The following is a 20,330-nucleotide window of genomic DNA, read 5'->3' on the forward strand; positions in this document are numbered from 1 at the left end:
GCGGCCGGCCGCGGGTCAGGCGAAGAGGGAGGTGTCGAGGGCGAACGCGAACGGCTCGGGGAGGTCGAGTTCCTTGCCGAACAGCACCCGCACGTCCTGCCGGTAGTCCTCGGCGTCCGGCTCGCTGTACAGAGTGACGGTGCCCTCGGTGCGGTCCACCAGCAGGTAGAAGGGGATGCCGGCAGCCGCGTAGCCGCGCCGTTTCGGGCCGCGGTCCTTGTCCGGGCGGGAGGACGTCACCTCGACGGTCATGACGACGCCATCCGCGTCTGCCCACGAGTCGAGACCACGGAAGAAACCCCGGGGAGCCACCGAGGCGTCGGGGACGAATCGGCCGAGCGGGGTGATGAGCCCCTTGGTGCCCACGCCGTACAGCTCTGCGGCGGACTTCCTGGCGATCTGCCAGAGCAGTTCGCCGACGGCGTCCTCGTGGTCTCCGTCGGGCGGCGGGGTCACGACGATCTCCCCCTCGATCAGCTCGGCGCGGTACCCCTCGGGCACCGGGAGGTCGAGGAAGGCGGCGAGCACGGCGTCGCCGCCGGAGCCCGAGCGTTCGGTCGCGGGCAGTGCCATCTCGCGTACCTCCTCGATCGTCATGGTTCCGCTCCGACGTGGTCAGGTTATGCCCCGCCGGGTGGCATGGGCGTACATCCTTCCAACGATCATCCGAGGAGGCCGGTCACGCCGTGGGGTCGGTGGACCGCGCGAACTCCGCGCCCGAGGCGCGCAGCCGGGCGTGCAGGCCCTCGAAGACCGCCGCCGCGCGACCCCCGGGCCAGCCGGAGGGGAGGAGGGCGGGCGGCAGGCCCGGGTCGGCGTAGGGGAGCCGGCGCCAGGAGTCGAGGGCGCGCAGGTAGTCCGCGAAGGCCTCCTGCGGCGGGGTCGTACGGCGGGCCGCCCAGGCGCGCAGCACGGGCTCGTGGACGTCGAGGAAGGCGAGGTGGCGCTTGGCGACGGCGTCCAGGTCCCACCAGCGGCGCACGGCCGCGGCGGTCGGCTCGAAGCCGTCGTGGGTGCCGGTGAAGAGGTCGACGTAGCCCTCCAGGCCGAGCCGGCGCAGGGTGTGCCCGGCCTCCGCGTGGAGGCGGGCGGGCGCGATCCACACGCCCGGCGCGGCCGTTCCGAAGCCCAGGCGGGCCAGGCGGGAGCGGAGCAGGTGCCGCTTGTTGCGCTCGCTCTCCGGTACGGAGAAGACGGCGAGCACCCACTGCCGGTCCTCCGTTGCGCCGGCCGGGTGACCGTAGATGCGCCGGTCGCCGTCGGCGAGCAGTTGCCGGGCGTCCTCGGACAGCGCGTAGCCGGCGGCGCCGCCGACCCGGTCGGGCTCCAGCAGGCCGCGGCGCTTGAGCCGGGAGACCGCCGAGCGCACCGACTGCGGGTCCACGTCGACGGCGCCCATCAGCCGGATCAGCCCGGCGACGGGTATCCGCCCGTCCCAGCCGTCGGCCCGGCCGTAGGCGCCGAAGAAGGTCAGGATCAGTGAACTGGGGGTGTGCTCGGTCACGCGATCACTGTAGGTCGCGCAGCCGGAAGCGCTGCAGCTTCCCCGTGGGCGTGCGGGGCAGGGCGTCGAGGAAGACGACCTCGCGCGGGCACTTGTAGCTCGCGATCTCCTCCCGGGTGAAGGAACGCAGCGCCTCGACCGTGTGCTCGTCGCGCGGCGGCCCGTCCCGCAGCACGACGAAGGCCCGCACGATCTGGCCGCGCTGCTCGTCCGGCACGCCGATGACCGCCGCCTCCCGCACGTCGGGGTGGCGCAGCAGCGCCTCCTCGACCTCGGGGCCCGCGATGTTGTACCCCGACGAGATGATCATGTCGTCGGCGCGGGCCACGTAGCGGAAGTAGCCGTCGGCCTCGCGCACATAGGTGTCGCCGGTGATGTTCCAGCCGTCCCGCACGTACTCCCGCTGCCGCTCGTCGGCCAGGTAGCGGCAGCCCGTGGGGCCGCGCACCGCCAGCAGCCCCGGTTCGCCGTCCGGTACGGGGGAGAGCGTCAGGGGGTCGACGACCCGGGCCTGGTAGCCCGGCACCGGCAGGCCCGTGGTGCCCGGGCGGATCACGTCGTCGGCGGCGGAGATGAAGATGTGCAGCAGCTCCGTCGCCCCTATGCCGTTGATGATCCGCAGCCCCGTCGACTCGTACCAGGCGTGCCAGGTCGACTCGGGCAGGTTCTCGCCCGCCGACACGCAGCGGCGCAGCGAGGACAGGTCCCTGGAGCCGTGCGAGGCGAGTATGGCCCGGTACGCGGTGGGCGCGGTGAACAGCACCGTCACCCCGTGCTCCGCGACGGCCCGGGCGAGCTGCTCGGGCCCGGCCTGCTCCAGGAGCAGTGCCGACGCCCCCACGCGCAGCGGGAAGACGACCAGGCCGCCCAGCCCGAAGGTGAAGCCCAGCGGCGGGCTGCCGGCGAACACGTCCGCCGGGGTGGGGCGCAGTATGTGCGCCGAGAAGGTGTCGGCGATCGCCAGCACGTCCCGGTGGAAGTGCATGCAGCCCTTGGGCCGTCCGGTCGTGCCGGAGGTGAAGGCGATCAGCGCGACGTCGTCCGACGAGGTCTCCACCGCGGCGAAGGAGTCCGGCCGGCCGGCCGCGAGCCGCAGCAGGTCGTCCGGCGCCTCGCCGCCGTAGGTGGCGACGCGCAGCCCGGGCGCCTCGCACTTGGCGAGGTCGTCGAGCGCGCGGATGTCGCACAGCGCGTGCCGCACGGAGGCGATCTCGCAGATCGTCGCGAGTTCGTGCGGGCGGTGCGCCGCGAGCACCGTCACCGCGACCGCGCCCGCCTTCATGACGGCGAACCAGCAGGCCACCAGCCACGGTGTGGTGGGCCCGCGCAGCAGCACGCGGTTGCCGGGCACCACCCCGAGGTCGTCGGTCAGCACGTGCGCGATGCGGTCGGAGGCGGCGCGCAGGTCGGCGTACGACCAGACCTCACCGTCCGGCGTCCGCAGGCAGGGCGCCTCGGGCCGTCCGGCGGCGAGGAGTTCGGTACCGCAGTTGAGCCGGCCCGGATAGGCCAGCTCGGGGAGGTCTTGGGTCAGGACGGGCCACTGGTCACGCGGCGGGAGGTGATCCCGCGGGAAAGTGTCCACGTGTGCTGACGGCAGCAGGTCCATGGCGGGTTCGCCCCTCGTTGGGCCCTGGTTGCGGACGGATTCAGCGTAACGTGTTTGTGACGGCAGTCAACGGTACGCGATACGGGAGGTGCCGCGTGGCATCGTTCGCGCTCGACCCGGAACAACTCAAGTGGTGTGCGCAGGTGCGCGATTGGGCCGCCGAACGGCTCCGGCCGCTGGCGGCGGCCGGTGAACCCGGGCGGGTCAACCGCCCGCTGCTCGCCGCCCTCGGCGAACTCGGCCTGCTGGCCCGCCTCTTCCCCGGCACCGCCCTCGAGCTGTGCCTGCTGAGGGAGTCCCTGGCCCGCGAGTGCACCGAGGCCGAGACCGCGCTCGCCCTGCAGGGGCTGGGCGCCCACCCCCTGCTGGCGTCCCCGGAACTGGCCGCCCGCTGGATCCCGCGGGTCGTCTCCGGAGAGGCCGTCGCGGCCTTCGCGCTCACCGAACCGGGCGCCGGCTCCGACGCCGCCGCCCTCGAACTGGCGGCGGAGCCCGCGCCCGGTGGCGGCTGGCGGCTCACCGGCGAGAAGTGCTGGATCTCCAACGCCCCCGAGGCCGACCTCTACACGGTCTTCGCCCGGACCACCCCCGGCGCCGGTGCCCGCGGCGTCACCGCCTTCGCGGTCCCCGCCGACCGCCCGGGCCTGGCCGGCGAACCCCTCGACATGCTTTCCCCGCACCCCATCGGGCGGCTGCGCCTCGACGCCGTACCGGTCGGCGAGCAGGACGTGATCGGCGAGGTCGACCGGGGCTTCCGGGTCGCCATGACCACCCTCAACCGCTTCCGGCCGAGCGTCGGCGCCTTCGCGGTCGGCATGGCGCAGGCCGCCCTCGACGCGGCCACCGCCCACGCCGCCTCCCGTACCGCCTTCGGCGCGCCCCTGAAGGAGCTCCAGGCCGTCTCGCACACCCTCGCCGAGATGGCCACCCGCACCGAGGCCGCCCGTCTGCTGGTCTACGCCGCCGCCGAGGCCTACGACTCCGGCGCCGCGGGGACCGCCCGCAGCTCCGCCATGGCCAAGCTCTTCGCCACCGAGACCGCCCAGTACGCGGTCGACGCCGCGGTCCAGATCCACGGGGCCCGCGCCCTGGAGCGCGGCCACCTCCTCGAGCACCTCTACCGCGAGGTCCGCGCACCGCGTATCTACGAAGGCGCCACCGAAGTCCAGCGGTCGATCATCGCCAAGGAGCTCTTCGCATGACCCTCAACCGGATCAACCCGCCCGAACTCTCCCCGCCCACCGGTTTCAGCCACGCCGTCACCGCCACCGGCCGCACCCTCGTCCTCCTCGCGGGCCAGACCGCGCTGGACTCCGAGGGCAAGGTCGTCGGGGACACGCTCCCCGCCCAGTTCGAGCACGCGTTGATCAACCTGCTGACCGCCCTCCAGGCCGCCGGCGGCACCCCCGCCGACCTCGCCCGGCTCACCGTCCACACCACGGACGTCGCCGCCTACCGCGACCACGCCCCCGAACTCGGCCGCATCTGGCGCGCCCTGGCCGGCCGTGAATACCCGGCGATGGCGGTCATCGGCATCACCCGCCTGTGGGACGAGGAGGCCATGGTCGAACTCGACGGGCTCGCCATGCTGACCTGATGCGCAGTCAGGAAGGATCCGGACTGCGGGGACCCGGACCCTGAGCGCGGCCGTGTGTGGCGGCGCCAGCCGGGCCTTGTGCCGGGCTCGCGCCCTAGCGGACGAGGCGGACGTCCGCTCGGCCCCCGATGGCCCCCGCGGGGCCGTCACTTCGGGGTGCCGAGCGCCGCACGTCTGCGCCGCAGGAAGTCGCGTTCGGCCTGGTTCTCGGTGCGGGCGGCCGCGGCGTCGTAGGCCTGCGCGGCCTCGGCCGTGCGCCCCAGGCGGCGCAGCAGGTCGGCGCGGACGGCGTGGAACGCGGGGTAGCCCGCCAGGGGGAGGCCGTCGACGGAGGCGAGCGCGGTGGCGGGGCCCTCGACCTCGGCGAGGGCGACGGCGCGGTTGAGGGTGACCACGGGGCCCGGTGCCAGGGCCGTCAACCGGTCGTAGAGGGCGAGGACCTGCCGCCAGTCCGTCGCGGCGGCGGACGGGGCGTCGCTGTGCACGGCGCTGATCGCCGCCTGGACCTGGTACGGCCCGGGCCGGCCCCGGCGCAGGCAGCGGCGGACCAGCGCCTGCCCCTCCGCGACCAGGTCCCGGTCCCACAGGGCGCGGTCCTGCTCGGCCAGCGGCACCGCGGCGCCGTCCGGGCCGGTACGGGCCGGGCGGCGCGACTGGGCCAGCAGCATCAGGGCGAGCAGACCCAGCGCCTCGGGCTCGTCGGGCATGAGCCCGGCCAGCAGCCGGCCCAGGCGGATCGCCTCGGCGCACAGCTCCTCGCGGACCAGCCGGTCCCCGGAACCGGGCAGGTAGCCCTCGTTGAAGACCAGGTACACCACCGCCAGCACCGCGCCGAGCCGATCCGGCAGGTCGGCCTCGTCCGGGACGCGGTAGGGGATCCGGGCGTCGCGGATCTTGCCCTTCGCCCTGACCAGCCGCTGCGCCATGGTGCTTTCCGGGACGAGGAAGGCCCGGGCGATCTCGGCGGTGGTCAGGCCGCCCAGCAGCCGGAGCGTCAGCGCCACGCGCGCGGCCGGGGCGAGCGCGGGATGGCAGCAGGTGAAGAGCAGACGGAGCCGTTCGTCCCGCACGGGGCCCTCCTCGCCGCTTCCGTGGACGTCGTGGACGTCGCCGGCGTCCTGCGGCAGGGCCGCCCGGGCCTGCCGGTCCGCGCGGGACGCCTCGCGGCGCAGCCGGTCGATCGCGCGGTTGCGGGCGGTGGTGACGATCCAGCCGGCCGGGCTCGGCGGCGGGCCCGTCCGCGGCCACCGCTCCACGGCCGTGGTGAAGGCCTCCTGGACCGCCTCCTCCGCGAGGTCGATGTCGCCGAAGCGGCGGACCAGGACGGCGACCGCGCGCCCGTACTCCTCGCGGAAGATCCGCTCGACCTCGGGCGCGCCCGGCTCCGGCACGCCGGCCGTCAGTCCTCGACCTCGTGCGCGAAGGGCCGGACCTCGATGGGCAGCGTGGTCACCCGGGCCAGCCTGCGGCCCCACTCCAGCGCGGCGTCGAGATCGGCCGCCTTCACGATCGTGAAGCCGCCGAGGTACTCCTTGCTCTCCAGGAACGGCCCGTCGGTGACGAGCACCTCCCCGTCCCGCGGCCGCAGCACCGTGGCGGTGTCGGGGGAGTTCAGCCCCGCCCCGAAGACCCAGGCCCCGGCCTCCTTCATCTCCCGGTTGAGGACGTCGAGTTCGGCCATGATCCGGGCCAGGGCCTCGGGCGGCGGCGGGGTCCCCTCGGGCTGGTACACGCTGAGCAGGTAGTGCTTCATGTCGGCCGTCCTCGCTCTCCGGGCCGGCCCTGCGCCGGCGTTCCACCCTCTACACGAACGGCGACCGCCCGGATCGACACCGCGCGCGCCCCGGTTCCGGGGGAGGGGGCGCCGAGGGCGGTCGCCACGTTCGTACCACGGGTGTCAGCCCTGGCGGTGTGAGGACACCTCCTCGCCGACCCGGGAGAGGACCGCGGCCGCCTGGTCCAGGCCCGCCTCGCGGCAGCGGGCGATCGCGGCGCGCAGCCGCGCGAGGGCCGCGTCCGGCCGCTGCAGTCCGTTCGCCTCGACCAGGGCGGCGACCCGGACGGCCTCGGCGCGCGGCGCCTCGCCCCGCGGCCCGCCCTCGTCGTGGGCGGCGATCGCCCGCTCCAGTTCGGCGAGCGCCTCGGCGAAGCGCCCGGCGCCGGCGTAGGCCCGGCCGCGCTGGTGGTGCGTGGCGCCGGTCTCGTACCAGAGGGCGATGTCCTCGTCCTCGCCGGGCACGGCCGCCAGCAGTTCGTCGGCCTCGCGCAGGTGGCCCAGTGCCTCCTCCAGGCCCTCGGCGCCCTCGGCCGACACCGCGTGCGCCGCGAAGTCCCGCATCATCTCCGCCACGGCGTGCGGGTTCGGGCCCTTCCCGTGCGAGGCGACCGCGCGGTCGTAGGCGGAGCGCGCCGCGTCGTCACGGCCGGCCGCCAGCAGGGCGGTGGCGGCCTCGGCGGCGGCGAGCGTGTGCGTGACCTGCTCCTCCCACGGCTCGACGGCGTCGGCCAGCAGCAGGAACTGCTCGGCGCTCGCGCGGTGCTCCGCCAGCTCCCGCAGGCCCCGCGCCAGCAGCAACCGGGCCTGCGCCAGGGCGCGTTCGTCCATGCCGGCCGCGGCCTCGTCCGTGACCAGCGACTCCAGCACGGCGACGGCGTCCGCCGGGCGGTCGGCGCGCACGAGGACGTCCGCCAGCTCCACCCGCATCTCGGCGGCGCCGGCGGCCTCGCCCTCGCGGTCCAGCCGCGCCGCGCCGTCGGACAGGTGACGTACGGCGGCGCCCAGGTTGCCCGCGTGGTCGGCGGCGTGGCCGAGCAGCGCGTAGGTGCGCGCCACCGGGAACGCGGTGTCGCCGTGGGCGCGGGCCGAGGCCAGCGCGCCGTGGAACTGCTCCATCGCGTCCTCGGGGCGGTGCTGCTGCAGCAGCACCTGGCCGAGCAGCCCCCGCGGACGCGTCGCACGCCAGGGGGTCCCGGCCGCCTCCACGACCCGCAGCACGCTCCGCAGCTCCTGCTCGGCACGGTCCAGGTCACCGGTGCGGGCCGCGAGGTCGGCCGCGTACACGCGGGTGTTGACCGTGCGCTCCGGCGCGCCGAGCCGCTCCGACTCGGCCACGGCCTCGGCGACGGCGGTCTCGAAGCGCTCGCGCAGCTCCGCCGGGACGTCCGGCAGCGCGGCCATCGCCTCGGTGTGCGCGAGGTAGGCACGGCACTGCAGCACGACGAACCAGGCGCGCAGGATCCCGGGGGTGGCGGGGCTCGCGTCCACCAGCGCACGGGCCTCGGCGAGCACCATGTCCAGCTCCGCCCGGCCCTCGTCGGCCTCCGGGCCGGGCTCCACGCCGACCGATGCCAGCCGTGCCCGGGCGGTCAGCACGCGCTCGGGCATGCCGGCCACGGCGAACAGTTCCCGTGCCTCGGTGAGCGCGGCCCTGACCGCCGCCTTGTCCTCGTCCTCCATGGCCGCGAAGGCGCGGTGCTCGGCCAGTTCGCCCCGCAGCCGCTCCTCCGGGCCCAGCCGCGGGTCGTGGACGTGGTCCCCGGCCCCGGCGCGCTCGGCGACCAGGTGCCACAGCTCCTCGTCACCGGGACGGCCCGCGTCGGCCAGCTCGCGTGCCCTCTCCACCAGTTCGACGAAGTCCTCGGGCACCTCCCGGGCGGGCACGGCCTGGGCAGGTGCCGTCACCGCGGGCGTGCCCTCCGGGGACGGCACGGTCGCGGTACGCAGACCGAGCGGCAGCGGCTCGGCGAGCGGCGGGCGCCGGTCCAGCCGGGCCCGGCGTCGCTCGCCCACGGTGCCGGTGCCGTTGCGCCGGTCGAAGGCCGCGGCCAGGGCGTCGCCCTGCTCGTGGACGTGGTCCAGCAGTTCCCGCGCCGTCCAGGTGCGCCCCAGCGGTCCGGCGACGGGGGTCGTGCCGTACCCCTGGTCGACCAGGCGCCGGGCGAGGACCTCGACGCCGGTCAGGAAACCGAGCAGGGACAGCGGGGCCCCGGCGGTGTCGAAGAGGGCGCGGTTCTCGGCGAGGATCTCCAGCGCCCGGCCCTCGTTGCCGGACAGCGCGCAGAACTCGACGTGCAGGCCTGCCTCCTCGGCCATCCCGACGCGGCCCCGGACGTGCCGGTAGCCGGTCAGGTGGTGGGAACGGGCCTCGTCGGTGCGGCCCAGGCGCAGCAGCGGCAGCAGGGCGTGGGCCTGGGTGACCCAGGGCTCCTCCTCGCAGCTCTGGACGCCGCCGAGGACCGGTTCCCAGGCGCGCAGCGCCCCTTCCTCGTCGCCCGCGACCAGGTGGTGCAGGCCCTGGTGCCTCGTCTCGCAGGCCAGGCAGTCGCTGAGCGGCTCCCGCCGTCTGGTCACCCACAGGTCCCAGGCCGTCTCGACGTCCGCGCCGGTGTGCGCGGCGATGCGGTGCCGCATCGCCGCCACCGGCTGCCGGCCCTCACCGGCGGCGCGGTAGCGCTCGCCCATCTGGGAGACCCACCCGTCGACCGCCGCCAGCGGGACGTCCGGCACCTGGAGCAGCGAGGTCGTCACCCACTTGTGGCGCCACAGCACCTGGCGGGCCTCCCACTCGCTGAAGGAGCCGGGCACCTCCTCCCACAGCTTCAGGATCCGGGCGAAGACCACCGGGGACTTGCGGTGCTCGGCGGCGTACTCGTACGCCGACATGAGTTCGAGCAGCGCCGTGACGAGGACGTCCTTCTCCTCGAACTGCTCGGCCGCCTCGACCAGTTCCTCGGCGGTCACGGTGCGGGGCGTTCCGTAGGGGCGCTCGTTGTTCTCGCGGAGCGCCTCGAACACGGCCTCGGGGGTGTCCAGCATCAGTGCTCCTTGGCGTCCGGCCCGGACGCGGGGGTGTCCTGGTCGTGCATGGCGTGGGTGAGCAGGCCGATGAAGGCCCGGTTGAGCAGCGCGCTCTCCGAGGACTTCAGCGGCCTCCGGGTGAGCAGCAGCGCCTGCCCGTACAGGGCCTCGGCCGTGGTGAGCGCGAGCCCCCGCTCGGTGATGCCGGCGGCCCGGCGCACCAGCGGGTTGAGGTGGTTGAGGACGAGCTGGGCCCGCGGGGCCTCCGTGCGCAGCGAGCCCAGGATGTCCGCCCACAGCCCGTCGCTGCCCTCCGCCAGGCCGGCCCGGGTGCGCTCGTGGCGTGCCTCGCGGCTGTCCAGGAGCAGCGCGGGCGCCGTCACCGGCTGGAAGGCCCGCAGCACGACGTCGCAGTCGTACTGGCCGACGACCTCACGGGCGACCGCGAGGAACGCGGCGCCGGCGAGTTCGGCGGCCGAGTCGACGGGGTCGAGGTGGGCCGTCACGGTGGCCGGGTCCAGGTCGGTGACCGTGGTCCCGGGACGGATCTCCGGCAGCCGGTGCACCAGGTCCCGGTCGTAGGTGTAGCCGCCGTTGACGATGCCGAGACCCGCCGCCGCGGCGATCGGGGCGACCTGCCGGAACTCGTCGACGTTGCGGGTCACCAGCACCGTGGGGTGGGCGCGGGCGAACTCCTCCAGCGTGACGTTGCCGTCGGTGGTCTCGAAGGGCAGCCACGGCAGCAGCATCCGCAGCAGCGCGTCGTCGTAGCGGGCCAGCGCCTTGACGGCCAGGTGGTGGCTGTCGATGAAGCGCTGCAGCAGCACCGGGTCGCTGGCGGCGAGCCCGGTCAGCCAGTCGCGGATGCGGGCGCCGAGGGCGTCGCGGACGGCGGCCAGCGTCTCGTCCTCGTACAGCGCCTCGCGTGAGGCCGTCGGGCGCAGGCTGGTGACGTCCACGACGCAGCGGACGAAGAAGGCCCACTCCGGGAGGAGTTCGGCGGCCCGGTCCGAGAGCAGCATGCCCTTGAGGTGCACCCGGTGCCCGGCGCGCTCCGACGGGTTGACGGCGGTCGGCAGCACGTAGGCCACACCGCGCAGCCCGGCGACGGGCAGGTCGAGGTCGATGGTGTCGAGCGGGGTGAAGCCGAACGTCGCGCGGCAGTGCTCGGCGAGCGCCTCGGCGCGGGCCAGCGGGGAACCGTGGCGGCGCTCCCACGGCGGGGTCTCGTTGACGGCGGTGCTCTCACCGCGCGGATCGACGACGGTGACCTCGTGCCGCAGCAGGCTGCCGTAGTGCCGGGCCAGCTGGGTCACCCGCTCGGGCTCCGTCCACTCGCGGGCGTCCGCCCGCGGGGTCAGCGTCACCCGGGTGCCCGGCTCGGGCAGCGCGTCGGCGGGGAGGGCGCGGATGGTGTAGCTGCCGTCCGAGCGGCCGCGCCACTCGACGGCCGGGGCGCCGGCCACGACCGCCGGGCGGCTGACGACCGTGATCTCGTCGGCCACCACGAAGCAGGCCAGCAGCCCGATGCCGAACTGGCCGATGAAGTCGCCGCGGGCGGCCTCGATCTCGCCGTCGGCGGCGCGCTTGGAGCTGCGCCCGATGGTGGCGAGGAAGGTGTGCACGTCGGCCTCGCTCAAGCCGACACCGGTGTCGGTGATGCTGAGCGTGTCACCGGTGCGCACGGTGATCCGGGCCGGTGCGCCCGGCTGGACCGCCTGCCGGGCGGTGATCGCGTCGACGGCGTTCTGCAGCAGCTCGCGCAGGTAGACGCGGGGGCTGGAGTAGAGGTGGTGGGAGAGCAGGTCGACCAGGCCGCGCAGGTCGACCTGGAACGTGTGCGCTGACGGGGACTGGGACACCGAAGGGGCCTTCCGGGCGGTGCGCGGACGGGGAACGGGGCACGGGACGGCTTGGGTCCGGCCTGGGACGGTCAGGGACGCCCCGAGCGGGACCGCAGCGTGCGGTAGGCCGCGACGGGGTCGCCGCCGTTGAGGTACTGCCACGGGAACTCGGTGACGAGCCCGCCGGTGGCGGCGAAGGCCTCGGCGGCCGCCTTCTTCTCGCCGGCCAGTGCGAAGGCCATGGCGAACACGTTGAGCGTCGCGACCGGGTCGAGGGCGCCCTGGTAGGCCGCGTTGCGGTAGGAGCGGTCCGCGGCCTCGTACAGCTCCTTCTCGACCTGGAGGCGGAGCATGTACGCGGTGTCGGCGCCGTGGTCCAGGTCGCCCCAGTGCTCCAGGTGCGCGATCGCGACCAGCACCCCCAGCTCGCTGCCCTCGGGGGCGGCGAGCATGGACTCCCGCGCGAAGGCGTGCATCTCCTCGTGCGAACCGCCCCACTTGCGGCACACCTGCTGCAGCCGCTGCTGGTGCGCCCCCAGGTGCAGCGGGGAGCGGCGTACGGTGGCCTCGAAACGCAGCCGCGCGAGGTCCGGGCCGACCTGCAGCCCCCGTCCGCTCATCTGCAGGAAGTACCAGGGGGACGCCCACCCGGGTTCGAGCTCCGCGGCCCGGTACAGCAGGTCCTCGGCCACCGCGAGGCGTTCGTGGAACACCTGGAACTGCTCGCGCGAGACGTGCTGGGCGCGCAGCCCGGTCCGGGCCTCCCAGGCCCAGGTCACCTGGCGGGCGCCCGCCACCAACTGCGCGAGCCCGGAGTCCGGCTCGGCCTCGACGACGGCGGGCATCCAGCCCTCCCAGCCGTCGACGTCCACCGTGTTCGCCACGAGCCAGCTGCGCTCGCGGTCGTCGTCCACCGCCGAGAGCCGCTCGCGGATCGCGGGCCAGTCCGCGGCGGCGGCGGCCGCGCGCAGGGCCGCTAGCCCCGGGTTCCCCCGTGCCGGGTCGAGCTTGGGCGACGGGCGTGGCGCCCACCGCCTCAGTGAGAACGCGGAACTGCTCCGCGCCCTTGCGTCCACCGTCCCGTCTGCGGGACCACGTCGGACCGCCACCATGAAGACCCCCTCCTGGCCTGGCCGTTCCTCCCCCGAGGGCCATGATCCGCGGCCCGGAGCATGACTATCACGGCCACCTTGCGGGGGAGTAGCCGGTTTCCCTGCCAGGAGGGGCGGGAGGGGTCAGATGTCGCGGAACGTCTCGATCTGCGCCCCGATGGAGTTGAGCCGCTCGGCCAGCTCCTCGTAACCGCGGTTGATCACGTACACGTTCCGCAGCACCGAGGTGCCCTCGGCGGCGAGCATCGCCAGCAGCGTCACCACGGCGGGCCGCAGCGCCGGCGGGCACATCATCTCGGCGGTGCGCCAGCGGGTCGGGCCCTCGACCAGCACCCGGTGCGGGTCCAGCAGCTTGACGTTGGCGCCGAGCCGGGTCAGTTCGGTGAGGTAGATGGCGCGGTTGTCGTAGACCCAGTCGTGGATCAGCGTGGAGCCCTGGGCCGTGGCGGCGATGGCCGCGAAGAAGGGCACGTTGTCGATGTTGAGGCCCGGGAAGGGCATCGGGTGGATCTTGTCGATGGGGGAGCGCAGCTTGGAGGGGCGCACGGTGAGGTCGATCAGCCGGGTGCGGCCGTTGTCGGCGGGGTACTCGGCCGTGCGCTCGTGGTCCAGTCCCATCTCCTCCAGGACCGCGAGCTCGATCTCCAGGAACTCCACCGGCACCCGGCGGATGGTCAGCTCGGACTCGGTGACCACGGCCGCGGCCAGCAGGCTCATGGCCTCCACCGGGTCCTCGGAGGGCGCGTAGTCCACGTCCCGGTCGATCTCCTTGACGCCGTGCACGGTCAGCGTGGTGGTGCCGATGCCGTCCACCCGTACCCCCAGCTCCTCCAGGAAGAAGCACAGGTCCTGGACCATGTAGTTCGAGCTGGCGTTGCGGATGACGGTCACGCCTTCGTGCCGGGCGGCCGCCAGGAGCGCGTTCTCGGTCACGGTGTCGCCGCGCTCGGTCAGCACGATCGGCCGCCGCGGGGCCACCGAGGGGGCGACCCGGGCGTGGTACATCCCGCTGGTCGCGGTCACGTCCAGCCCGAAGTGCCGCAGGGCGGTCATGTGCGGCTGGACGGTACGGGTGCCGAGGTCGCAGCCGCCCGCGTACGGGATGCGGAAGCGGTCGGTGCGGTGCATCAGCGGGCCGAGGAACATGATCACGCTGCGGGTGCGGCGGGCGGCGTCGGTGTCCATGGAGTCCAGCTCCAGGCGCGCGGGCGGGACGACCTCCAGGTCGTTGCCGTCGTTGATCCAGCGGGTGCGCACGCCGATGCTGTTCAGCACCTCCAGGATGCGGTAGACCTCCTCGATCCGCGCGACGCGGCGCAGGGTGGTCCGCCCGGAGTTCAGCAGCGTGGCGCACAGCAGCGCCACGCACGCGTTCTTGCTGGTCTTGACGTCGATGGAGCCGGAGAGCCGGCGGCCGCCGACCACCCGCAGGTGCATGGGGCCCGCGTAGCCGAGGGAGACGATCTCGCTGTCGAGCGCTTCACCGATTCGGGCGATCATCTCAAGGCTGATGTTCTGGTTCCCGCGTTCAATACGGTTCACCGCGCTCTGACTGGTCCCCAGTGCCTCCGCCAGTTGCGCCTGGGTCCAGCCCCGGTGCTGGCGGGCGTCACGGATGAGCTTGCCGATGCGTGCGAGGTAGTCGTCTCCCATGGGGAGAGACTATCTCACATATGAGATGTCAACCCGAGCTCCAGGTCCAGGAGGTACCGCTTGCGCTCCAGCCCGCCCCCGTACCCGGTGAGGCTGCCGGACGCCCCGACCACCCGGTGGCAGGGCACGATGATGCCGACCGGGTTCCTCCCGTTGGCGAGCCCGACGGCGCGCGAGGCGCCGGGGCTGCCGAGCTCCTCCGCCAGCTGACCGTACGTCACGACCGTGCCGAACGGGATGGCCCGCAGGCCCGCCCAGACGCGCCGCTGGAAGGGGGTGCCGTGCAGGTCCAGCGGGAGGTCGAAGGCGGTCAACCCGCCCGTGAAGTAGGCGTGCAGCTGTTCGGCGGCACGCGCGAACGGGGACCCGGCCCGGTCGCGGCGCTCGCCGAAGGACTCCTCGGCCGGCCGGTGCCGCTGCGCGGTCATGTAGAGACCCGACAGGACGCCGTCCGTCGCGACCAGGGTGAGCGGCCCGACCGGGCTGTCGATCACAGCATGTGTGCGAAGGGACATGAGTGCTCCTCAGGCCGGGTCGGCGGGCAGGACGTTCACGGGGTGGTCGCCGGTGGCCCACAGGTGCTGGACGGCGTACGCGCGCCACGGCCGCCAGGCGGCCGCGCGCCGCACGAGGGCCGCGGGGGTGGCCGGGAGGCCCAGTTTTCCCGCGGCCAGCCGTACACCCAAATCGGTGGCGGGGAAGGCGTCCGGGTCGCCGAGCGCCCTCATCGCGAGCACCTCGACCGACCACGGCCCGAGGCCCGGGAGCGCCGCGAGCTGCCGCCGCGCCTTCTCCCAGTCGCTGCCGACGTCCAGGTCGAGGCCGCCTTCGGTGAGCGCGGCGACCAGGGCGGTCAGCGTGGCCCGACGGGTGCGCGGCATCGCCAGGGACTCCGGGTCCAGGCCGGTGAGCGACCACGGGGAGGGGAAGAGGTGGGTCAGCCCGCCCGCGGGGTCGGCGACGGGCTCACCGTGCGCCGCCACCAGCCGGCCCGCCAGCGTACGGGCCGCGGCGGTCGACACCTGCTGCCCGAGCACCACCCGCACCGCGAACTCGGGGCCGTCCACCGTGCGCGGCACCCGGCGCCCGGGGGCCTTGTCCACGTACGGGGCGAGCAGCGGGTCCTCCCGGAGCAGCGCGTCGACGGCGACCGGGTCGGCGTCCAGGTCGAGCAGCCACCGGCAGCGGCTGATCGCGTGCGACAGGTCCCGCCAGTCGGTGAGGGAGAGCCGGCAGGCGACGTGGTCGGGCTCCGGCCGCAGGGCCACGACGCCGTGGCCGTGCGGGAGCCGCAGCGTGCGCCGGTAGGCGCCCTGCCGCCACTCCTCCACACCCGGTACGGCGGTCGCGGCCAGGTGCCCGAAGAGGTTGCCGGGGCACAGCGGCGCCCGGAAGGGCAGCCGCAGCGTCAGCGAGCCCGAGACGCCGTCGGCGGGGACGGGGTGCCGTCCCCGTGCCGCCCGGGTCCGCAGCTCGCTCGGGGTGAGGGCGAAGACCTCGCGCACGGTCTCGTTGAAGGCGCGGATGCTGCTGAACCCGGCGGCGAAGGCGACGTCGCCCATGGGCAGCGCCGAGGTCTCGATCAGCAGCCGGGCCGTCTGCGCCCGCTGCGCCCGGGCGAGGGCGAGCGGTCCCGCCCCGAGCTCGGCCCGCAGCTGGCGCTCGACCTGCCGGGTGCTGTAGCCGAGGCGCGCCGCCAGACCCGGCACGCCGTCCCGGTCGACGACCCCGTCGGCGATCAGGCGCATGGCGCGTGCCACCAGGTCCGCCCGCTCGTTCCAGCGCGGGGAACCGGGGGTGGCGTCGGGCCGGCAGCGCTTGCAGGCGCGGAAGCCGGCCTGCTGGGCGGCGGCCGCACTCGGGTAGAAGCTCATGTTCTGCGGCTTGGGCGGCACCGCGGGGCAGCCGGGCCGGCAGTAGATGCGCGTGGTCAGCACCGCGGTGAAGAACCACCCGTCGAAACGGGAGTCCTTCGACTGCACGGCGCGCACACAGCGCTCGAAGTCCTCATGCACATCCCCCAGCATCCGCGGCCCGCGCGGGCCGCGGCTAGCGAGAATCCGACATGGACGTACGGGGCGGCGGCCCGGGGACGTACGTGTCGGAAATCCGCCGGACCCCGCACCCCGGTGGTGCTGGACTTCTCTGCGTGACCAGCGAACACAAGGCCAAGGCCGAACTCCTCCACTCCCTCCACGTCCCCGGGCGCCCGCTGCTGCTGGCCAACGCCTGGGACGCCGCGAGCGCCCGCGTCGCCGAGCGCGCCGGGGCAGCCGCCGTCGCCACCACCAGTTCCGGCGTCTCCTGGACCCTGGGCACCGCGGACGGCGACCACGTCGACCCCCGCCTCGCGCTGGAGCTGACCGCGCGGGTCGCGGCGGCCGTCTCCGTCCCGGTCAGCGCCGACGTCGAGGGCGGCTACGCGGCCGACCCCGAGGGCGTCGCGGAGACGGTGCGGGCGGTTCTGGCGGCGGGCGCGGTCGGCATCAACATCGAGGACTCCCACGACGGCGGCCCGGCCCCGCTGCGCGCCGTGGACGAGCAGGCCGCCCGCATCGCCGCCGCCCGCCGCGCGGCCGACGAGGCGGGGGTTCCGCTGTTCGTCCACGCCCGCACCGACACCTTCCTGCGGGGCGCCGGCGACCTGGGGGAGACCCTGGAGCGCGCCGCCGGCTACGTCGCGGCGGGCGCGGACGGAGTCTTCGTGCCCGGCGTCACCGACCCGGCCGTCGTCGCCGCCCTGGCCGAGGGCATCGACGCCCCCCTCGGCATCCTCGCCGGCCCCGGAGCGCCGCCGGTGTCCGTACTGGCCGCGGCCGGCGCCGCGCGCGTCAGCCTCGGCAGCGCCGTCGCCGAGGCCGCCTACGCCCTCGTCGACCGCGCGGCCCGCGAGCTGCTCGCCACCGGCACGTACGCCGCCGTCGCGGGCGGCATCCCCTGGGGCGAGCTCAACGCCCTGATGCTCGCGGAGGGCTGACGGCGGGGCCCGCCACGGAACGGCTCCGCCCGGCCGTCCGGCCGCCGGCCCGTGCTCTCCACCACCCCCGGCGGAATGCCCGGGGGCGAAGAGCACGGGCCTCGCGCGTTCCTCATGGGGTGGACACCGCTCCGCCCCCGGCCCGTCCTCGCCCCGGTGCGGGCTTCAGCCGCGCTCACGGCCCGGCGCCGGCCCAGGGCCCTGCGGCCGGCGGCGTGGCACGCCCGTCCCGGCGGGGAGCGCGTGATGCCGCACACAGGCGGCCCAGCGCATGACCCGGCAGCGGTGATGTATTAGAGTTATCTCGACATCGAGATATCTGCCAAGGCGCACCGCTGCCGCCAGTGGTAAGGCTCGCCTTACTTAGCCTTACCTTAGCGGATCGGCCAGGGGTCGAAGCGGCAGCATTGCGGTGGTACGCGCAAAGTTACGAAGGAGACTGTCGTGTCGGCGAACAGCTTCGACGCCCGCAGCACCCTGCAGGTGGGCGACGAGTCGTACGAGATCTTCCGGCTGGACAAGGTCGAAGGCGCCGCGCGCCTCCCTTACAGCCTGAAGGTGCTGCTGGAGAACCTGCTCCGCACCGAGGACGGCGCGAACATCACCGCCGACCACATCCGCGCGCTCGGCGGCTGGGACTCCCAGGCGCAGCCGAGCCAGGAGATCCAGTTCACGCCGGCCCGTGTGATCATGCAGGACTTCACCGGTGTGCCGTGCGTGGTCGACCTCGCCACCATGCGCGAGGCCGTCAAGGAACTGGGCGGCGACCCGTCCCGCATCAACCCGCTGGCCCCGGCCGAGCTGGTCATCGACCACTCCGTGATCGCCGACAAGTTCGGCACCCCGGACTCCTTCGCGCAGAACGTGGAGCTGGAGTACGGCCGCAACAAGGAGCGCTACCAGTTCCTGCGCTGGGGCCAGACCGCGTTCGACGAGTTCAAGGTCGTCCCGCCGGGCACCGGCATCGTCCACCAGGTCAACATCGAGCACCTGGCCCGCACGGTGATGGTCCGGAACGGCCAGGCGTACCCCGACACCCTCGTCGGCACCGACTCGCACACCACCATGGTCAACGGCCTCGGCGTCCTGGGCTGGGGCGTCGGCGGCATCGAGGCCGAGGCCGCCATGCTCGGCCAGCCGGTCTCCATGCTGATCCCGCGTGTCGTGGGCTTCAAGCTGACCGGCGAGCTCCCCGCCGGCACCACCGCGACCGACCTCGTGCTGACCATCACCGAGATGCTGCGCAAGCACGGTGTCGTCGGCAAGTTCGTCGAGTTCTACGGCGAGGGCGTCGCGGCCACCTCGCTCGCCAACCGCGCCACCATCGGCAACATGTCGCCGGAGTTCGGTTCCACCGCGGCGATCTTCCCGATCGATGCGGAGACCATTAACTACCTGAAGCTGACCGGCCGTTCGGAGCAGCAGCTCGCGCTCGTCGAGGCGTACGCCAAGGAGCAGGGCCTGTGGCTGGACCCGGCCGCCGAGCCGGACTTCTCCGAGAAGCTGGAGCTCGACCTCTCCACGGTCGTCCCGTCCATCGCCGGCCCGAAGCGCCCGCAGGACCGCATCGTCCTCGCCAACGCCGCCGAGCAGTTCAAGAGCGACGTGCGCAACTACGTGGACGACGCCGACGAGGCGGGCAAGGAGTCCTTCCCGGCCTCCGACGCCCCGGCCGCCACCAACGGCGTCCCGACCCGCCCGACCGTGGTCACCGCCCCCGACGGCTCGACCTACGAGATCGACCACGGCGCCGTCACCGTCGCCGCGATCACCTCCTGCACCAACACCTCGAACCCGTACGTGATGGTCGCCGCCGCGCTGGTGGCCAAGAAGGCGGTCGAGAAGGGCCTGAGCCGCAAGCCGTGGGTGAAGACCACCCTCGCCCCGGGCTCCAAGGTCGTCATGGACTACTACGACCGCGCGGGCCTCACCCCGTACCTCGACAAGATGGGCTTCAACCTCGTCGGGTACGGCTGCACCACCTGCATCGGCAACTCCGGCCCGCTGCCGGACGAGGTCTCCAAGGCCGTCAACGACCACGACCTGGCGGTCACTTCGGTCCTGTCGGGCAACCGCAACTTCGAGGGCCGGATCAACCCGGACGTCAAGATGAACTACCTGGCGTCCCCGCCGCTGGTCGTCGCGTACGCCATCGCCGGCTCGATGAAGGTGGACATCACCCGGGACGCCATCGGCACCGACACCGAGGGCAAGCCGGTCTACCTCCAGGACATCTGGCCCTCCGAGCAGGAGGTCAACGAGGTCGTCGCCTCCGCGATCGGCCAGGACATGTTCAACACCTCCTACCAGGACGTCTTCGCCGGCGACGCCCAGTGGCAGTCGCTGCCGATCCCGACCGGCAACACCTTCGAGTGGGACCCGCAGTCCACCTACGTCCGCAAGCCCCCGTACTTCGAGGGCATGGCCATGGAGCCGGCCCCGGTCACCGACATCGCCGGTGCCCGCGTGCTGGCCAAGCTGGGCGACTCGGTCACCACCGACCACATCTCCCCGGCGGGCGCGATCAAGGCCGACACCCCGGCCGGCACGTACCTCACCGAGCACGGTGTGGAGCGCCGCGACTTCAACTCCTACGGCTCCCGCCGCGGCAACCACGAGGTCATGATCCGCGGTACGTTCGCCAACATCCGCCTGCGCAACCAGATCGCGCCGGGCACCGAGGGCGGCTTCACCCGCGACTTCACGCAGGAGGGCGGCCCGGTCTCCTTCATCTACGACGCGTCGCAGAACTACCAGGCCGCCGGCACCCCGCTGGTCGTCCTGGCGGGCAAGGAGTACGGCTCCGGCTCGTCCCGCGACTGGGCCGCGAAGGGCACCGCGCTGCTGGGCGTCAAGGCGGTCATCGCCGAGTCGTACGAGCGCATCCACCGCTCCAACCTGATCGGCATGGGCGTGCTGCCGCTGCAGTACCCCGAGGGCGCCTCGGCGGACTCCCTGGGCCTGACGGGTGAGGAGACCTTCTCGTTCTCCGGCGTCACCGAGCTCAACGACGGCACCACCCCGCGCACCGTCAAGGTGACGACCGACACCGGCGTCGAGTTCGACGCCGTGGTCCGCATCGACACCCCCGGTGAGGCGGACTACTACCGCAACGGCGGCATCATGCAGTACGTCCTGCGCTCCCTGATCCGCAAGTAAGGATCACGGCCGCCGGGCACGACGAACGGGCCCGCACCCCTGCCGGGGGTGCGGGCCCGTTCGCGTTACCGGCAGGT

General features: G+C 74.0%; 15 protein-coding genes. 4 read left to right on the forward strand and 11 right to left on the reverse strand.

What is annotated here, in order from left to right; all coding sequences use genetic code 11:
* Positions 1-15: 15 nt before the first annotated feature.
* From ABZ479_RS06200 to ABZ479_RS06210, 3 genes are all read right to left on the reverse strand, one after another.
* Positions 16-597: a Uma2 family endonuclease gene (locus ABZ479_RS06200; protein ID WP_500460251.1), complete on the reverse strand. Its 582-nt coding sequence runs from the start codon at positions 595-597 to the stop codon at positions 16-18.
* Between the two features lie 82 nt (positions 598-679).
* Positions 680-1,504 carry a PaaX family transcriptional regulator gene (locus ABZ479_RS06205; RefSeq protein WP_500460252.1) on the reverse strand — a complete coding sequence of 275 codons (825 nt, stop codon included), beginning with the start codon at positions 1,502-1,504 and terminating at the stop codon, positions 680-682.
* Positions 1,505-1,508: 4 nt separating this feature from the next.
* Positions 1,509-3,113 (reverse strand): AMP-binding protein, encoded by a 1,605-nt coding sequence (locus ABZ479_RS06210; RefSeq protein WP_500460253.1) that lies wholly within the window; start codon positions 3,111-3,113, stop codon positions 1,509-1,511.
* A 95-nt stretch (positions 3,114-3,208) separates the two neighbouring features.
* Here ABZ479_RS06210 and ABZ479_RS06215 point away from each other — a divergent pair, with 95 nt between their 5' ends.
* Together ABZ479_RS06215 and ABZ479_RS06220 are read left to right on the forward strand one after the other, a co-directional pair.
* A complete protein-coding gene (locus ABZ479_RS06215) occupies positions 3,209-4,315 on the forward strand; it encodes an acyl-CoA dehydrogenase family protein (protein ID WP_500460254.1) in 1,107 nt (368 codons plus the stop codon).
* Positions 4,312-4,710 carry a RidA family protein gene (locus tag ABZ479_RS06220; protein WP_500460256.1) on the forward strand — a complete coding sequence of 133 codons (399 nt, stop codon included), beginning with the start codon at positions 4,312-4,314 and terminating at the stop codon, positions 4,708-4,710. The genes ABZ479_RS06215 and ABZ479_RS06220 overlap by 4 nt, the downstream gene beginning before the upstream one ends.
* Positions 4,711-4,856: 146 nt before the next feature.
* On the opposite strand, the gene ABZ479_RS06225 is transcribed toward ABZ479_RS06220, so the two are convergent.
* The 8 genes from ABZ479_RS06225 to ABZ479_RS06260 form a co-directional block, all read right to left on the reverse strand.
* On the reverse strand, positions 4,857-6,101 hold the full coding sequence (locus ABZ479_RS06225) for an RNA polymerase sigma factor (protein WP_500460257.1): 1,245 nt from the start codon (positions 6,099-6,101) through the stop codon (positions 4,857-4,859).
* Positions 6,102-6,109: 8 nt separating this feature from the next.
* On the reverse strand, positions 6,110-6,463 hold the full coding sequence (locus ABZ479_RS06230; protein WP_500460259.1) for a YciI family protein: 354 nt from the start codon (positions 6,461-6,463) through the stop codon (positions 6,110-6,112).
* Between the two features lie 144 nt (positions 6,464-6,607).
* Complete coding sequence (locus tag ABZ479_RS06235; RefSeq protein WP_500460261.1) at positions 6,608-9,526, reverse strand: hypothetical protein; 2,919 nt, start codon at positions 9,524-9,526, stop codon at positions 6,608-6,610.
* Positions 9,526-11,370 carry an HSP90 family protein gene (locus ABZ479_RS06240; RefSeq protein WP_500460262.1) on the reverse strand — a complete coding sequence of 615 codons (1,845 nt, stop codon included), beginning with the start codon at positions 11,368-11,370 and terminating at the stop codon, positions 9,526-9,528. The genes ABZ479_RS06235 and ABZ479_RS06240 overlap by 1 nt, the downstream gene beginning before the upstream one ends.
* A gap of 71 nt (positions 11,371-11,441) precedes the next feature.
* Positions 11,442-12,464, reverse strand: coding sequence for a hypothetical protein (locus ABZ479_RS06245; protein WP_500460263.1), 1,023 nt, complete (start codon positions 12,462-12,464; stop codon positions 11,442-11,444).
* Between the two features lie 123 nt (positions 12,465-12,587).
* Positions 12,588-14,117, reverse strand: a complete 1,530-nt coding sequence (locus ABZ479_RS06250; RefSeq protein WP_500460264.1) for a UDP-N-acetylglucosamine 1-carboxyvinyltransferase — start codon at positions 14,115-14,117, stop codon at positions 12,588-12,590.
* Between the two features lie 14 nt (positions 14,118-14,131).
* Positions 14,132-14,632 carry a methylated-DNA--[protein]-cysteine S-methyltransferase gene (locus ABZ479_RS06255; RefSeq protein ID WP_500460265.1) on the reverse strand — a complete coding sequence of 167 codons (501 nt, stop codon included), beginning with the start codon at positions 14,630-14,632 and terminating at the stop codon, positions 14,132-14,134.
* Between the two features lie 9 nt (positions 14,633-14,641).
* Complete coding sequence (locus tag ABZ479_RS06260) at positions 14,642-16,132, reverse strand: AlkA N-terminal domain-containing protein (RefSeq protein WP_500460266.1); 1,491 nt, start codon at positions 16,130-16,132, stop codon at positions 14,642-14,644.
* 134 nt (positions 16,133-16,266) lie between these two features.
* Between ABZ479_RS06260 and ABZ479_RS06265 the strand changes: the two genes are divergently transcribed.
* Together ABZ479_RS06265 and acnA are read left to right on the forward strand one after the other, a co-directional pair.
* Positions 16,267-17,094, forward strand: a complete 828-nt coding sequence (locus ABZ479_RS06265; RefSeq protein WP_500460267.1) for an isocitrate lyase/PEP mutase family protein — start codon at positions 16,267-16,269, stop codon at positions 17,092-17,094.
* A gap of 444 nt (positions 17,095-17,538) precedes the next feature.
* On the forward strand, positions 17,539-20,253 hold the full coding sequence (gene acnA, locus ABZ479_RS06270) for an aconitate hydratase AcnA (RefSeq protein ID WP_500460268.1): 2,715 nt from the start codon (positions 17,539-17,541) through the stop codon (positions 20,251-20,253).
* Positions 20,254-20,330 lie beyond the last annotated feature (77 nt).

The organism is Streptomyces sp. NPDC005722, assembly GCF_040630935.1.
Classification (GTDB): Bacteria; Actinomycetota; Actinomycetes; order Streptomycetales; family Streptomycetaceae; genus Actinacidiphila.